Here is a 16,718-nt window from a genome sequence, read left to right on the forward strand (position 1 = left end):
GATTAATTGCTTGTAATTGCGTTACCAGATCTAGTTTCTTGAATAGTCATAATACCACGCTCTGTCTCTTTTTTGACTCGCACCAATCCACCCTCGTTATCATACTCATAGAAGGTCGCATAATTGTTTTCATCTAATTCACTCAATAAGCGGTAGTTTTCATTATCGTAGACAAAGGATTTCATACTACCGTTATACGGATGGATTCTGAGATCATCAAAGAAAGAATCATTACCTGAACTTTGATTGGCATTTGCCAATGTTACATGTATAAAAGCAATACTTCCATTTTGAGGTATAGAAAACTCGCCAAAAATACGTTGCCATCCGTCAATGATTTCACCTTTGGGTTGGAACACAAATTCAGAACCAACCAACTGATAGTTAATGTCCCTAAACCTGACTTCAACAGCTTGATTATCATAAGATAAAGGTTGGGCTTCTAAGAGGTCTTCTGGAGTGCTACCATTAACAGTAATATCTTCTTTTACCCAAGCGGAAACTACGTATTTTTCTCCCATCAAAGGACTAAATGAAGTACAGTTGTTACAACTTTCATCGCCAAGGAAATCGATATATCTATAGTATGCACCTCTAGCAGTGATGTCATAGTTGTTACCATTTGGCAGGCTATACGTAACTACATCACCTTCTACAAAGTCATTAACATCATTTCCAAGATTATGACTTACTGCCACTACTTTTGGATGCCCTTGTGAACCATTAGGAGCCAAAGTGAAAGCGACATCATAAAAACCGTCAAATTCACTGGTTTCATAAGGCATATCTACAGTAGGTTGCAAATTATTTGCTGTAAATGAAAATGCCATATTTGTGATATTACCACCGCCAGAACTTGCCTGAAAATTACATATCTGAGGAGTAGTTGCTCCATTTGGATCTGGCAATTGAATATAATTGGCTAGATCATCTAGTTCTGGTATTGTAAAGCACTGAGTAGCTGGAATGCTACCACTATGGTTCATTGCAAATAATTTGTTCACCAAATCCATAAACAACACATTAACTTCTTCAGTGACACAATTGGCATTGATTGTTTTTATGAGAACATCAGAAATTTCTAAACCTTGAGCACTACCTGCCTCCATCCTTAAACTTTGATTTCCTGTATGTGCTTCTGTAGTTTCTATACTTGACACACCATTGACTACAGGGTAGAAAAAGTGTCCAGAATTACAGTTTTTTGGTCGCTCTTCTTCAAAGCTATCAAAACCAATTTCTCTGTATTGACTATTCGATGCTACTGCCACTGGGAAATTATAATTGTATCCGTATTGCGCTGAAGAATATCTATCTAGAGCATCTTTGTTTTCTAATTCAACACCATAAGGGCTATATAAGGTAACTTCGGAAGCTGATGTCCAATTATTTTCGTCAATAATCCAATTGTTCTGATTGTCTAATCTATAATAAGGTGTGTAGGTCTTAAAGAACCCTGCTTGGCGAGGATTATATCCTTGACTAGTGTTATCATAATCATCATCATTGTATCTTCCAGTAAGATATGCAAAGGATTCTTCGGCTCTCCAGTCACCTTTAACATTATATAGATATGGGTTAAATGCTTCTGTGCCTTCATGCTGATAGATTATCTCTCCTGTCGGCTCGTATGCAATCTCAGGCAATTCACAATCACATGGATAAGGCCATTCTTCATGATACTTTACAGCGGAAGCATTGATGATGTATTTATCATCCCATTGTGCAGCATCGAATGTAGTCTCGGTAATGTTACTATAAACACCATCATTGTTTTGGTCTATTGGGTTTTGCATCATGGTAACACTTGCCATGCTTGCACTTTGAAGATTCCTGTACCCAGAGCGAATAATTTTAATCTTTCCAGAATCGGTTACATATAACCCGTTTTCATCAATTATGGAGAAATTATTCCCGTTCAGGTTTGTAATCCAGCCTTTACCAAATGTGGAATTATATACTTCATCACCTTCGTATAAGAAGTTAGTTGCATTGGTATAATTGTAAATATTATTTGTAGCTGAACTAAGGTCTAATTCAATACCTAGATTATTTGATGCTGCTGACATTCCTTTATAATGCCAATACGCAGGATAGCTGAAATTATAATACTTATCTAAGTATTCATTTTGAGTTTCTGTCAGAAGTACTTGACCTGTCTGTGCATCCCATGCTAAGTTCTTTGTTGTGACTTCTGCACCAAGATCAAAAGCTTTTTTCTCTACTAAAAATCCTGTTTTATGAATAACCTTTGTAGTAGTTACAGTCCTCAAATCAGTATCGTGAAATGCTAATTGTGGTATTGGAGTCGTCGTCCATACAGGAATTATAAAAACTGGAGGAGGAGCTGGATAAAGCACTAGTGCTGTGTTTAAATCTACTCCATAAGTCTCTAGACTACTAGATGCTCTTCTAAAATCATTAATGACATTAAAATCTAAACCTACTGTACTTTCAGTGACTTTACCTTCATGATCAATGACAGGAACCTTGTTATACAATTGTCCGTTTTCATCAACATTATAGTGGTACTCTACTTTTGAGATTGGAGCATCTTGAGGCAGAGCAGATTCCGTATAGACTTGCTGACTCTTCTGTTTGCCATCCATGTCATTTGTGATAACCGTAAAGCCTTGTGACATTGAAAGACGTTTCTTAGTCACAAAATTTAATCCGAATAATGAAGTAATCAATGAAATCTCTTCTGGTGGAAACAAAAGTTCATTAGGATCTCCAAGTGTTGTATGCTTGGCTATTGTTGGGAAATCCCTTGAGGTATAAAATTCGTTGATGACTCGACCAGTCCCATTGTTTCCTATTTCTAATACAATTGAACCATTGTTGTAAGTTCCTCTGTTAAGGTTTTGAACAGCAACTCTACTATAGGTTACTTTTGGCGCTGGGAAAAAAGACATTCCAAAAGGTTTTTCGATATAGTTTTGATCCCTTGGCGCAAGTATCCTGTCACTATCTTCATCATCATAGAATGGTTCTACAAAAGGGTTTTCTTTACTACCTTGAGGTTCAAAAGCGGCAACACCAGAAGAGGTGCCATCCAAGTTGGTATAATTATATTCCTGTCCATAAGACATTTTATATAAGTCACTGTTGGTGTTTTCATTACCAGTCATTTTATCCCATTCATCAAACATCTCAATCTTGGATACTCTTAGACCACCACCAATCTTGGATTCGTTTGGATTCTGTAATCGTATCCAGGATTTTGTAGTGCTAAATTTTTGGGCTACTCTATCTTGCTTTAACTGGTTATGAGGCCCTTGAAAAACAGAAAATGCATTTCCTATTTGATTGCCTATGGTTTGTGCCAATTGCATAATATTAAAACTCCCATTCACCTCATTTTGTCCATAGACTATTCTATTTAGATGTTGTCTTCCAAAATACCATCCAGCTTTTGTTATTGGGTTTTCTCCATTCTCATCATAACCACTTTTGTTCTTTTTTACTAAACCGATTGGAATTGCGGCATATACTTTTCCATTATGCACTGCTACATTAAATGGTCTTGTTGCTGGGTTGTGATCTATATTAAAATATCCTGAAACAAAATCGTAAGCATAGCTTTTTGATGAATCCATATTGAGCAAGAACTTAAAAAAGATATGACTGTTTTTAATTTCAGATAGATAGTTCTCTTCAAATTCTGCAACTGATGGTGGAGATTGAGTAGATTCATTTGGCAATTCTACATAAAGATATCTTTTGTCTTGTCCAGAATCATATAGTAAATCTTTATTGGCATTATTCATTCCAGAAGTTATATTTTCAGAAACTCCAACACCTCTTACTTTGAACATTTGCATTGCACCTTTGTCTTGTACAAAAGCATAGTCATCAGCCTCATAAGTCATTTCCAGTTTACCACCAGAAGGCAAATTAATTGAGGTCATGGTCCAAGCCGCAGCATTCTCATCTTCGGCTTGTCGATTGCTTTGGTCTACATAAGGAAACTCTGCTGTTGTTGGTTCATCGCTAGAGTTAAACCCAGATCCAGAAGGGTCTTTATAATTACCCCAAAGATTGTATCCCTTGATATGGTAATTTGGATTTAAACCATCATAATTAAACACATAAGGAGTATATTTCCCCATATTAGAGCCACGGTATGTAAAGTATACTTTTTTCAAGGTAAGTTTTCCGCCCTGATTCTCTATTTCATTATCATCATCGGCGGCTGCGTTGTTATTATTTGGAACCCCTTCGCATAATGAGTAATCATACTCAAAATGCGCAACCTTTATAGGTGTAATACTTGTATCACCTTGCTCTAGTTTTACATATTCTGGTTTGCTGTACAATGAGATGGTATTGATCTGATACATTTTAGAGCTTGTAGACAAACCTCCATTTTCTCCATTAACGCCATAACCATCATTACGCACATTGAGGTCAAAAATGGCAACATGCGTTTTAGTTTCAATTTTATTGACATAAAAGAGTTCTTTTTCCCCATAGATATAGTTACCCATATCATCTTGTTGAAGCGAGTTCAATCCTTTATTAGAAGTTGCAGTATTGGCTTCGAATGGTACTCTCCATTTATAAGGGTTCGTATCGGTACCATAATTATTATAATGAAACTTTGTATAGCTTCCTAAGTCATCATCTGTTGGGCCGTTACCTGTAAGGTCTTCATAATCTGATGATAACACCTGAGATAATAAATAACTATGCGCATAGCCAGGTGTGCTTACTTTGTTAAAGTAGTTATCCCTTCCTTTGTTATTGCTTGATGTATTATCACTACCATCGTAACTAACTAGTTCTTGACTAGCGTCTGCCCCTGCTGAGTTATTCCCTGTGGCATTAAATGTAACTTCTTGCTTGGTTGTATTATAAGCAGGTTGGCCAAACACATAGGTACTCCCATCTGGTTGTAGGATACGAGTTTCAAAATTGTGATGCCCTTTGGCAGCAGGGTGTATTGAAGGACGATTTTCTGGGATATAATTACTATAATCGTCACCATAATATTCATCAACTTGATCCCTAGTGATTGTCTGTATGCTAGTATTTCTCACTAAACGTTCCTTGCGATTGATTTTACTAGATGATGCAGGTGCATTTGCAGGTGCAAACTGTACAACGGACATTGCCTCATCAGTGCCTTTTAAATATCTATTTGCAGTTGTCTTTTTACTGAGATCATTTCCTTCTAATGCAATTTCAATTGGTTCTTCACCACCAAGAGCGTTTTCCAGAAGATTAATTTCATTATCCACATTGAGCTCACCAATAGACTTATAAAATACCTTTTCATAGTCTTCGGAATTGTTGGTTTCCTGAATAAAATTTTGTCTGGCATTATTCCCATCAGACCACAATCCGGTAGAAGAATTTGAAGGTGAATATCTAAATTCAATTGAATTATGAATTAGATTTCCTCCACCTATTTCAATACCTAAAAACCCATCATGACTGTTATCTTTGACATATTTATCGTGTACATATCCTACCTGACTTCTATGAGGTTGATACATTCCTGAAATACCTTGTCCATTAATTGAGTATAAATCGTAGGTATAGTTAGTTACAGGAAGCACATTAACATGTTTGGTAATAACACGATCATTTTCTCTATTAAAGTCAAGAATATCATTCTTAGTGGCATTATCGGTAAAGTTGTATCCAAAAGCTTTTTCTACATCAACCTTATTTTTTAAAGATTGCTCAGAGGCATATACATATAATTCCAATTGTGCTTCCGCTCCAAAAACTTCAAATCCTAATGCACCATTACCCGATAGTGTTTTATTGATTAATGCATTTCTTTTTATTGGTGTATAGGTGGTTGGCATAAATGACTTTGTAGCTGTTCCACCTTGCCTAAGTGATACAGCTCTATTTCCTACAATTCCGCCTTTATTGTTCCAGCCTCTAGATAGGGAAGGTGTAACACTCAAAGAGGTTAATCCTTCTCTGGAGTTGAATGATGTTCCAATATTCGCTCCAAGCCTATAAAGATTTTTACCAAACTTGTTAGTATTCAAACTTAAGCTAGGAGAAAGCGTTACACCACTGTCGCTAGAGTTACTTAAATTCATGCCCACAGTTACATTATCTGACATGTTAAAACTTACACCTGTAGAACCACTATAAGACCATCCTGTGTAATTGTTGTAGTTAACACCAAGTCCTGTTCCAATATTCACTGGAATATCTACACCAAAGATTGCTGGGTGGAACATTACGTTGGCACCCACAGTTCTATTGTCCTTAAGATTGTTCTCGTAAGTTATCTCATCACCATTGAAATCATCGGGGATTCCCCTCACTTGTCGGTTGATTTGACCAACATTGAGGTTCCAGCCCAGTCCTACCCATGATGCTTCTTGATCCATGGTGATTCCTGAATCATAGGACAAGTTCAATGGATAACCACCTACGTCCATAATTGGGATGTTATAATTGAAATCCCCCGAAGATAGGTTTACCATGTCCGAGGTACCAATAGGTGTAAACGCATTGAACTCTGGTTGGGATGGCCCACCTGTTAATGCAAACAAGTTTGAAGGTTGTACAGTGGTTACGATCAATTGAAGTGCCAAATAACTTGCAATAATCTTTGAAAACTTACTGGTTCTGATACTGTGAATCATAATTGGTTGATATTATAATTTTAATGGTGTTTCTTGAAAGTCGAATTTAATAACCCCATTCCCAAAGAGTTGGTCATGGTAGATTAATTTTATATTATCGTTTGGATTGATATCGTTAAAATAAAGTAACAATCGTTTAAAAGGTGCTACTTTAAAATTGCGCTCAAAATGTACTCCAGAGCATTTTATGGTGTCATTTGATGATGTCACCACAGAAAAATCTTCTGTAATTTCAAAAGACATATACTTTACAGATTCTTCGTAATTCTTACTAGTGAATTCTTCCTGTAGCAAATCTGATTTTTCCTCGTGCTGAAACTCGATTTCAACAATTCGTTCATGTGAATTTACTGACGCCAGAGAATCGACCTGTTCTGGGACATTATTGAGGCTTTTTAAGATGTAATACTGTATTGGAACTTCTGTGGCTGAGTAGTTTAGCTGGCCAATACTTTGGGTGATACGCTTGGATTTCCAGCCTTGCTGCTGAAAATTATAAAATTTGTAATCCTCTGATTTATAATCAGTTATATCTTTTTTGCATGAAAAAGAAAACAACAAAACCACCCCAAAAAGTAAATGCAAAGCATTCTTGGTCATAAACTAAAAGTTCAGAATTAAAAAATCAAAAGGGGAAATTAGCAATTATAGGCTAAGGTATAAAAAAAATGATGCCTTGCAAGAATTTTCGTTAAATTATTTTACTATTTAATCTTAACATAACATTCAAATTTTTTAGTTTTAAAAATGGTCAATTTTTAATAAGCTTTTTAGTTACAAATCCATTGTTCAGGCTAATGATATAATGTCCTTTTGAAAGGGTAGAAACATCAACTGAATTAGAGTTAGGGAAAACTTGCCCTTTTTTGAGACTTCGTCCTCTAATGTCAAAAATTTCATAATCTGTATTTTCTCTGACATTAGAAATGGATATCACATCTTGAGCTGGATTTGGAACAATTGATATTGGATTGATTGGATTGAATTCACCAATACTTAATGTTGATAAATCTACTCTAGAAATAAAATTATCTTCTGCGATATACATAATGTCACCATCGAAAGCGATATCGTTCGGATTATCCAACCCTCCAACAACTTCCACTGCAACCAATGGATTTGCAGTAATATCAACTTTAATTACACTATCGCCAGATACACTTGCTATATACAGCTCATCTCCTAAAAACTCTATCCCTAAAATCCAACCTAGTCCAGAGATAATTTCTTCCCATTCTGCATTGGTATCTGATAAATCTAACCTTTGTATACCACCCTGATTACCCGTTGAAACATAAAGATAGCCATCCTTATAATCTATACCTACGCAGTTATTCACATACCCCAAATCTTGAACTGGATTAATTTCATCACTCAAATCATAGCTCAAAACTTGATCTCCATTATTATCAGTATAATATAATTTATCGCCTACAAACTTTAGATTGTTCGGTGAAGAGCCAGCACTAGTAACAAAAATGGGTGAAGGGTTGGTTTCACTCAAATCAAATTTCATGATCCTGCCAAAAAAGAACTCTGCTACGTACAAAAACCCATCCTTTTTTTCAAAACCAGCAGGACCATCTAACGTGGAATTGAATAAAATGCTTGTAGGATCTTCTTGTGTAATGTCTATATATCTAATTTCTTCGTCTGAATTGGAGTAATATAGTGTAGTCCCGTCCATAAATATAAAGTCTACTTCAGGATAACTATAGACGACTTGTTCAACTTGTGCATTGGCACTTAGAACTAGGTTAAATAGAACGGCAAATAAGAGTAGTTTTTTTGTCATAACATAAGTATAAGTGATTCAAAATTAACGAAATAAAGAAATTAATTGCGTTTTTTTCCTTCAAATCGATGATTGACATAGTTAATTACAGTATTGGTGATGTCTTTAGCTTCTTTGGCATACATAATGGTACCTTCTCCACTGGTTCCCAAAATAATCTCCAAGCCTTCGTCTTCGCCATATTCTTTAATATAGCTATTCAGTCGTTTCCATATTTGATTTCGGAGGTTTGTACTATAATTAGCCTGTAAGCGTTGCATGGATTCATTAAGGGTTTCTATCTGAGATCGCAGCTTTTGTGCTTCTGTACTTTCTTTGTCTTCAATACTCCTAAGACTTTTGTAAAGATCTTCTAATGCTTTTTTTTGAGTATTGATTTTTTGCTGTTCAGTAGCGTTAATTTCTTTTGTCATATTGAACTCATTGTAGAGTTTAATGTTATCTACAAAAACAATGTGTTCTTTATTAGTATCACCCAAAAGCTTAAACATTATAAATACGACTATTGCTAGAAGTAAAATGAAGTTTAGTATAGGTAAGTGTTTTAGTTTAGTCATGTTGTCTAGGTATGGTTTTCTTTTCTTTGTTTAGTATAAGTATGATGGAATCGCTATAAGCTTTAGTGATTAAAATATCATCTATACGTTCTTGTTCTCTTTTTCTATGTAACTGATTATTGACCTTAAGAAGCACCAATCTATTGTTGTTATTACCACTTCTTACAAATCCGTAATACCTAATGGCTGGCCAGGAAACCGTATTGTTGGATTTCATTTTTACGGTATTAGTATTTCCATTTGATTTAGTAGTATTGGCGCTTTTCTTTTTATTACGTTTAGACGATGCCCCAAAAGGATTAAAAACTTCAATATCTAGAGAGAAATCGTTTTTCTTGTTTATGTCCTTGGCTTGGTAATCTATGGCAACTTCTGGCAAATCATTGAGTTCGTTTTTTGCAGTATTGTTTTTAAATAACTTCACAATCAATGCGCCCCAAATGATTATGAGGAGTACTATTAATACACTATTTAAATACCGCTTTTGCACTACTGAATCTCTAAAGTTCTGGATATACTAAAGTCACTTTCATTCTGGGCCAAATCTACCGCTTTTACTCTCCAATAATAAATACCGCTAGCATCAAAAGTGTATTGATATGTGTTGTTCGTAGTGGTATCAGTATGTATAATTGTTGAAAAATTGATATCAGTGGAAATTTCGATGGTATTAGAAATTTCCGATTGAATGTTTCCAGTATCTAAACCATTTACCCAGTTGAACGTTACCGTAACGTCATCTAAAAGCTCATTGTCTAAAGGAGTATTTAGTGCAGGTTGGTTGGGTTGAACTCGATCTACAAATAAAGAGCGCTCGGAAAACGGTGTTTCTGATGTAGAATTCACTGCTTTAACTTTCCACATATATTCTGCATCTTCATCAAAAACAGAAGCATTGACTGCTAGATTTTCATTGGTAATGCCTTGTTGTTGTAACACAGTTTGCAAGCCATTAAGATTTTTTATAATCTCAACTGTATAATCTTCTGCTGTTGAAATAGCATTCCATGTGAAAATAATATTTGGGTCATTGGTATAAAACCCTTCAGTTGGTGTCAACAGAGAGACACTTTGATTAGTAAGATCATCCGAGGCTTCTACAGAAAAACTTACAGGGAAGTTGTATTGTGTCTCATAGGCAAAGTTTTCGCCTTTAATACGCCAATTATAATTACCGGGATCTAGAATAAAATCAATACTTGTAATATTAGTTACTAAAGAGTCTACAACATTTAGTTGGGCATCGTTAATAACCTGAATCCTATAATCATCAGCGCCATCTAACTCTTGCCAAGAAAACACAACGGTATTTCCTTGAATAACCTGACCGCTTGTAGGTGATATTATTTGAACTATGTCTCCTGTAATATCTTCTTCAAATACATCATCACAAGATGTAAATATTACACAAGAAAGTATAAGAATAGCACAATTTTTAAGCCTTTTCATAATTTTGAAATATTATTTTTAGATATAATGTCTTTGTTCTTGTTCTATAGTTTGTTTTTGTGTAGAACTTAGTTTGAGAAACTCTAGAATCTTTGAAGTCTTTTTCCAGCTTGTATAACAGTTTAAGTAAATCTTCATAATTTCCAGTAAGTTCTAAGGTGTTGGAGTGAATAAAAAACTCATTGTCCTCAAATACATGAGGATTCTGAAATGTCACGACATTTACATTGTGGCTCGGACCAGTAATAAAGTTTAGTATTTTTTGCTGAACCGTTTCGGGATTTGTTTTACTACCTCCAATGATATCGTCTAAATAATTAAGCTCATTCTTAAGATAAATCATTTCATTATGAGATAGATTAGCATCTACAACCTTGCTGTTTTCTACACGTAATTCGCTTCTTATATCAAAAATGTGTTTATAAGTCTTTTTATATATAGCCAACCCCAATAAAATAGAAGCTATAACAACTCCAAAGAACTTTTGCTTATATGTAAATTGCTTAAACACTAGATACTTAATTTCAAACTAAATAAATTATCGCTTTTTAATTCTTGGTGGTAATCCAATTCCACCTTTTTAATCCATTCCAAATGTTTTAATTCCGTTAACCAAATATTGAAATCGGTGTCATTGTCCGATTCTCCTTCAATTAAAATATGATCAATATCTAAATTGAGTTTTTCATTATCTCTAGCCTTCCTTATAAGCGGAAAGACTTCTAGAGTATTCAACTCTATGGCATTAGGTATAGAATTGCAGATGTCTAGCACAAACTTGGCTACATAATCTGTATTATTGAGTCCACTGGTAAACAGGATTTTCTCTTTCAATTCTTTTTCGGCTCGCATTGCAGAAAGTGTTGCTAGAGTCTGTTGGGACACTGCATATTGAGACTCTTTCTCTGCCAATTTTTTAGTATACGAATCGAGAACAAAATGTCCCACAAAAAGTGATGCTAAATAAAAGAATAACATCCCAGCACCTAGAGACTTAAACCAGTTCTTAAACTTTTGTTCTTCTTTATTCTTGTTGAGAAACGTAGTATCAAAATCTAATAGATTGCTGTCAAATTTATATTCTAGAAATGATGCAAATAATGGTAACTCTTGTTCATTAAATTGTTCGTCATTTATAACTGTATTAACACTAGAGTTGCTATGTTGATTGAAAGAATCAATTAAATTCCCTTTGAAAGACAATTCATAAAATGGAGTCTTAACCACCATTGTATCTGGGAAAATGGTATTAATGGTCTTCAGTACGAATGGACCAATAGATACATCTACAACGAATTTATCCTTGTCATTAATCTTTTCGATATAACTAGACAGAAGCTCTTTTCTTATCACAGAGATATAAACATCATCTTCTTGTTTGTATTCAAAAAAATGAAAATCTTCTACATCTGCATTAAAGAGAATCTCATTTCTATAAGACGTATTGGAATCTAGCCTCTTGCTCAGAATACCAGAACCGCTAATATGCAACAGTATAGGATATTCTTTCTTTGCATGACCTAATAATTCGTCCAAAGATTCAGTTTCAAAACGGTCTTCTATATTAACATCGTCATTCTTAATAGAGATTTCTAAAAGCTGAAGTTTTTCTCCAAAATCATGTATATAAATACCGATACAGTAAAATCTGGATTTGGTGTTTAGTATGTCTTTATAGGATAACTCCATTGACCTTCTAGTAGGTTACGGTTGGCTTTATAAAAATGTGAAGCTTTGATTTCTCTTTTCTCTTTTTTCTACTACTAAAAAACCATTTTATAATAGGAATTCTAGAAAAGAATGGCGTTCCAGTTCCTGAATTCTCGTTTTCTAATTCATCTAGCCCTCCAAGTAGAATCATTTCATTGTTCTTTACTCTTATTAAAGATTGAAATTGTTGGGTTGCTTTACCCGGAGGCGCATTTTCACCAGCTCTTCCCAAGAATGAACTTCTTTCAACTGCAATATCCAAAGTCACGTTTTCATCTTTAGAAACCGTAGGATTTATGGTAATGCTAAGATTTGCTTCCGTTGATTTCCAGGTTCCAGATTGCAGAATGTTATCATTGATTCCTCTTGCAATTAATTGATTGCTTTGCTCAAAATAGTAACTGGTCTCGCCAATTGTAGAATTGGCTTCATGTCCATTTAGCGTTACTAGCTTTGGTGTTGAAGAGAGCTTTATTATAGAATTGTTTTCTAAAGCCTGGAGATTGAGATAAAAATTCTCCGTGACTTTACCTAAGTTTATAAAACCTAATCCGTTAAAAGCGTCTATTAAGTTATTGACTGAAGTCGAATTTAAGGAGACATCAGAGGTCGGAAACAATACACCAGATGTGGTGCGTTGTTGACTATCTATACCTGCTTGCAATCCCGTTTGAATTTCATAACCTTTTTGATACTGGACTATAATTACTTCAATTTGCACTACGGGAACAACTCTGTCTATTTGATGAATAAAGTCTTTAAACTCATCAATCTGAATCTTAGAGCCAGAAACAACAAAACCATTTAATTCAACAAATTCTTTTATTTCAAGATTTTGAGTAAGTGCTGTCGGCAGTGATGTTAAAACTGTTTCTATCGTCCTATTTTCCAATTGAACCAATTCCGTACTTCTTAAGCCTTCTGTTGTGTGTTCTCCTATTAAATAAAGGTCATCAACTTTCTTGTAGGTATATATTTCGCCTTTAAATAAATGATCCAATAAATCATCAAAAGTTAATCCTTTTGCAATCAATGTCGTATTAATACCATCTGGTGTGTTATACATAAAAAAGCTAATGCCCAACTTTTCTGCTGCTTCAGTAATTAATGCAGTAGCATCACCTTCAAATGATTTGATATCCAAAAAGCCTTGAGCATCGACACCCACTTCATAGCTTCCTTCTTCATTTGCAGACGCTTTGGAATTGTTTCTATTTCTACGATTTCTCGCATTGTTTGTAGTTGTTACTTCTGGTGGGGCATTATTCTTTTCAAGAAAGTAATTATCATTTTCATCCTTAGTAAGCACCATGCTATTGGACTTTGCTAACATTTCCATGACTTGGTCAAAGGGTCTGTTGAGTATATAGGCAGAAACTTTTTGTCCTTTTATATCTGGGGAAAGGATTACATTTTTATTGGATGCATTCGTAATTGCTTCTGCTACTCTGGGTAAAGAGTCATTTTTTAGTTTTACAGATAAAAAATTGTTTTGATTGTTATACGTTATATCAATTGGTTTTAGAGTAACAGCAACCTCCTTTTTTGGCTCTTCTTCTTTCTTCCTGAAAACCATAATATTACCAACGACTTCTACATCCAAGTTGTGCTTTTTTATTAAAAACATAAACACTTCTTTTACATTTACATCAAAGAAGTTGCTAGTTACTATATCATTGAGGTCTCTATCTACGCTTACATTTATTTGGTATTCTTCAGCAACAGTAGTAATAAAATCATATAGAGGTAATCCAGTAAGATCAATTCTAATGCTCTCGTTCAACTCTTTCTTTGATTGGGAAAGTTCTTCAAGTTTATTTTGGAATATTTCTAAGTTGGATTGCGCATATCCAAGCTTAAAAAAGCAGCTTAAAATAAACAGAACTATGACCTTCTTTTGCATATATTATGAGTTAATTAAGATTGGGTAAACTTCTTCCAGGGAAGTAAGTCCATTAATAAATAGATTAAAAGCTTTATCAGACAATTTCTGGTCTTTAGTAAAATCTTGTTCTTCTAATGTGTTTTCTTTGATTGCATTTGCTACTTCAGAACTTATAGGCAGAATTTCATATATAGCCCTTCTTCCCTTGTAACCAGTAAAGTAGCAATGCTCACATCCTTTTGGCTCGAATTGTTTTTTAGGCAAAACTTTTGCTTCGAAAGACATTGGCAAATCTTTTGGGTCAAATTCAGTTTCAGTTTTACAATGTGGGCATAATAGCCTCAACAATCGTTGTGCTACTGAGATATTTATAGTTTCAGCAATTAAGAAACTAGGAATATTCATATCTATAAGTCTAGCTATGGTGCCTGTAGCCGAATTAGTATGTATGGTAGATAATACTAGGTGTCCCGTAAGAGAAGCTCGGATAGCCATTTGAGCTGTTTCCGCATCTCTAATCTCTCCAAGCATAATAATATCAGGGTCTTGTCTTAGAAAAGAGCGAAGCGCTGAAGTGAACGTTAAACCAATATTTTCCTTTAATTGTACCTGATTAATTCCTTTTAAGGTATACTCAATAGGATCTTCAACAGTTACAATGTTCCTATTGATATTATTTAAGGTTTTTAATGTGGCGTAGAGTGTTGTCGTTTTTCCAGAACCTGTTGGCCCACTAATTAAGACAATACCATTGGCTTGCTTTACAGCCTCCAAATAATTTAACAATCCATCATCATCAAAACCAAGATCGTTTATATCTAGTTGTGAAGCATCCCTTCCAAGAATCCTCATTACTACTTTCTCTCCATGATGGGTTGGCAATATTGAAACTCTAATGTCAAAATCGTCGTATTCAATACGTCCATCTTGAGGTAAACGTTTTTCGGTAATATCTAAATTGGATTTAATCTTTATTTGATTTACCAATTCTAAATAATTCTCCTTCTTAATATGATTCTTTTCAATGAGCTTACCATCAATTCTAAGTCTCACTCTTGCTTCATCATCAAAGATCTCTATATGTATATCACTAGCTCCAATATTCTTGGCTTCAAAAATGAGGTTCTCTAAAAAATTATTACTGTAATTTACAGAAGTGGACTTATTGGAATCTTGCTTTCTGTAATAAATAGAGAGTGTCCTATTTAGAATATTAGAATCTAAAGGGTCTAAGGAAACTTCTTTATTCAACAAGAGCTTAAGCTCTTGCTCGATAACGTTGATATCGTTCTGCCTAGATTCATCTATATAAAACTCAAAACTATTTTCGTTTACAACTTTAGGGATTATTGCATAATGATTTGCAATATTAGAATTGATGCTTTGCTGCATCTTAATACTTAATTCTATATGATCTTTGAACCCCGTTTGCATTATATATTGACAATACTATAGTTGGACACTTTTGAAAGGATAATATCTACAATCAAAAACACCGATAAATAGCCTGCAAGGGGAACAGTCTTGGATTTTATTTTGATATTGATGAGGAGATGTAAAACAAGAGAGAAAATCAACCCAGCAATAAAGAACAAAATAAACGATTTTAATTTAAATAAAGGTGCTACTGAAACTAAAAACAAAAAGTCTCCAAGCCCAATCATGGAATCGATAGGATTTACAAAGGTTTTATTCTTTATTGAATAATATAAGATAAGGCCAAAAATATTGACAGCTATAAAAAGTAGATTCTGGAAAAAATCTTTGAATTCTAAATCTGTGCTCGAAAAGTTAATCCCTAAACAGCACAACAAACTAGCTACAGGTAATAAAATATGGATACTCCTCTGCTTAACATCCTGATACAAGGTTATTATAAGTACTAGGATTAATACAACTACTAGAATTTCTTGCTTCACTAATCTTTTACAGTCTCTTTCAACATTCTATCTTGGTCAATCGTCCAGGTATTGTAATTACCATCGCCGTCAAAATCTTGAAGAGATGTAGCAACAGCCTTAAACCCATTGAGAGAAGCTTCAATAATTTCTATCTTATATACTGCTCTACCACCTTTGTCAATAGTAAGTGAAGGTTCAAAACCTAGTTCTTCAAAATCCGAAGTATATCTCGAGTGCCTATAAAAATGACTCTTTTCTAACCCGTGAATCATGCTTAGGGCGTTTTGTGCCTCTATAGATTTGGCAGATGTAACAATTGAAGTTTGATTTGGAACCACTAAGTATATCAAAATTCCTATGATACAAAGCACAACTAAAATTTCAGACATTGAGTATGCCTTCAAATGATTTTTCCTTACTTTTTTTATTGCATTTGTATCTTTCATAATCAATAATTTATATTGCGGCTTAACCAAACAAATATATTATTTTGAATTTAAAATAAAAACAAAAGAGCAAGACTTATCTATATATTAACAATAGGGTTTCCCGCTCTTAATTTTCATTATATTTATAAGGTGATTTTTTGCATAAAAAAGCACTAAAAAAAGACGCTAAAATTACCGATTATGGTAAAAAAACGAGTTGTTGTTAACACTCAAAGTTCTTATATATATTGATCTTTCAGATATTGTACTACTATCCATTTGGGATGCTAATCCCCAAGCGCCACGGCGCCACTGATGGCTACCGTTACGGCTTCCAGGGACAGGAAAAAGATGATGAGATTAAGGGCGAAGG

12 protein-coding genes are annotated in these 16,718 nt (G+C 34.3%); all 12 read right to left on the reverse strand.

All coding sequences use genetic code 11. The features are described from left to right. Positions 1-2: 2 nt before the first annotated feature. Entirely contained in the window at positions 3-6,620 is a 6,618-nt protein-coding gene (locus NCE97_RS15760) for a hypothetical protein (RefSeq protein WP_353780250.1), read from the reverse strand. Between the two features lie 12 nt (positions 6,621-6,632). Next, positions 6,633-7,220, reverse strand: a complete 588-nt coding sequence (locus NCE97_RS15765; RefSeq protein WP_353780251.1) for a hypothetical protein — start codon at positions 7,218-7,220, stop codon at positions 6,633-6,635. 151 nt (positions 7,221-7,371) lie between these two features. After that, the gene (locus tag NCE97_RS15770) at positions 7,372-8,415 is read right to left on the reverse strand and encodes a T9SS type A sorting domain-containing protein (protein WP_353780252.1); all 1,044 of its coding nucleotides are present in this window, start codon (positions 8,413-8,415) and stop codon (positions 7,372-7,374) included. A 41-nt stretch (positions 8,416-8,456) separates the two neighbouring features. Beyond that, positions 8,457-8,972, reverse strand: a complete 516-nt coding sequence (locus NCE97_RS15775) for an OmpH/Skp family outer membrane protein (RefSeq protein ID WP_353780253.1) — start codon at positions 8,970-8,972, stop codon at positions 8,457-8,459. Continuing rightward, the gene (locus NCE97_RS15780; protein ID WP_353780254.1) at positions 8,965-9,396 is read right to left on the reverse strand and encodes a hypothetical protein; all 432 of its coding nucleotides are present in this window, start codon (positions 9,394-9,396) and stop codon (positions 8,965-8,967) included. Before NCE97_RS15780 ends, NCE97_RS15775 begins: the two co-directional genes overlap by 8 nt. 65 nt (positions 9,397-9,461) lie before the next feature. Then, on the reverse strand, positions 9,462-10,421 hold the full coding sequence (locus NCE97_RS15785; RefSeq protein WP_353780255.1) for a hypothetical protein: 960 nt from the start codon (positions 10,419-10,421) through the stop codon (positions 9,462-9,464). Continuing rightward, entirely contained in the window at positions 10,408-10,932 is a 525-nt protein-coding gene (locus tag NCE97_RS15790) for a hypothetical protein (protein WP_353780256.1), read from the reverse strand. The genes NCE97_RS15785 and NCE97_RS15790 overlap by 14 nt, the downstream gene beginning before the upstream one ends. Beyond that, positions 10,932-12,110, reverse strand: coding sequence for a PilN family protein (locus NCE97_RS15795; RefSeq protein ID WP_353780257.1), 1,179 nt, complete (start codon positions 12,108-12,110; stop codon positions 10,932-10,934). The genes NCE97_RS15790 and NCE97_RS15795 overlap by 1 nt, the downstream gene beginning before the upstream one ends. Positions 12,111-12,117: 7 nt before the next feature. Beyond that, a complete protein-coding gene (locus NCE97_RS15800; RefSeq protein WP_353780258.1) occupies positions 12,118-14,034 on the reverse strand; it encodes a type II secretion system protein GspD in 1,917 nt (638 codons plus the stop codon). 3 nt (positions 14,035-14,037) lie between these two features. Then, positions 14,038-15,450, reverse strand: a complete 1,413-nt coding sequence (locus NCE97_RS15805) for a GspE/PulE family protein (protein ID WP_353780259.1) — start codon at positions 15,448-15,450, stop codon at positions 14,038-14,040. Continuing rightward, on the reverse strand, positions 15,450-15,935 hold the full coding sequence (locus NCE97_RS15810; RefSeq protein WP_353780260.1) for a hypothetical protein: 486 nt from the start codon (positions 15,933-15,935) through the stop codon (positions 15,450-15,452). Before NCE97_RS15810 ends, NCE97_RS15805 begins: the two co-directional genes overlap by 1 nt. Continuing rightward, a complete protein-coding gene (locus NCE97_RS15815; RefSeq protein ID WP_353780261.1) occupies positions 15,935-16,363 on the reverse strand; it encodes a type IV pilin protein in 429 nt (142 codons plus the stop codon). The genes NCE97_RS15810 and NCE97_RS15815 overlap by 1 nt, the downstream gene beginning before the upstream one ends. Positions 16,364-16,718: the final 355 nt, after the last annotated feature.

Source organism: Winogradskyella sp. 3972H.M.0a.05 (assembly GCF_040493455.1).
In the GTDB taxonomy this organism is placed as follows: domain Bacteria; phylum Bacteroidota; class Bacteroidia; order Flavobacteriales; family Flavobacteriaceae; genus Microcosmobacter.

Excerpts from the sequence above, each read along its gene's own strand:
- NCE97_RS15795 (WP_353780257.1), bottom strand. The coding sequence starts at position 12,110 with ATGGAGTTATCCTATAAAGACATACTAAACACCAAATCCAGATTTTAC.
- NCE97_RS15800 (WP_353780258.1), bottom strand. The coding sequence starts at position 14,034 with ATGCAAAAGAAGGTCATAGTTCTGTTTATTTTAAGCTGCTTTTTTAAG.
- NCE97_RS15815 (WP_353780261.1), bottom strand. The coding sequence starts at position 16,363 with ATGAAAGATACAAATGCAATAAAAAAAGTAAGGAAAAATCATTTGAAG.
- NCE97_RS15775 (WP_353780253.1), bottom strand. The coding sequence starts at position 8,972 with ATGACTAAACTAAAACACTTACCTATACTAAACTTCATTTTACTTCTA.
- NCE97_RS15785 (WP_353780255.1), bottom strand. The coding sequence starts at position 10,421 with ATGAAAAGGCTTAAAAATTGTGCTATTCTTATACTTTCTTGTGTAATA.
- NCE97_RS15765 (WP_353780251.1), bottom strand. The coding sequence starts at position 7,220 with ATGACCAAGAATGCTTTGCATTTACTTTTTGGGGTGGTTTTGTTGTTT.
- NCE97_RS15770 (WP_353780252.1), bottom strand. The coding sequence starts at position 8,415 with ATGACAAAAAAACTACTCTTATTTGCCGTTCTATTTAACCTAGTTCTA.
- NCE97_RS15760 (WP_353780250.1), bottom strand. The coding sequence starts at position 6,620 with ATGATTCACAGTATCAGAACCAGTAAGTTTTCAAAGATTATTGCAAGT.
- NCE97_RS15805 (WP_353780259.1), bottom strand. The coding sequence starts at position 15,450 with ATGCAAACGGGGTTCAAAGATCATATAGAATTAAGTATTAAGATGCAG.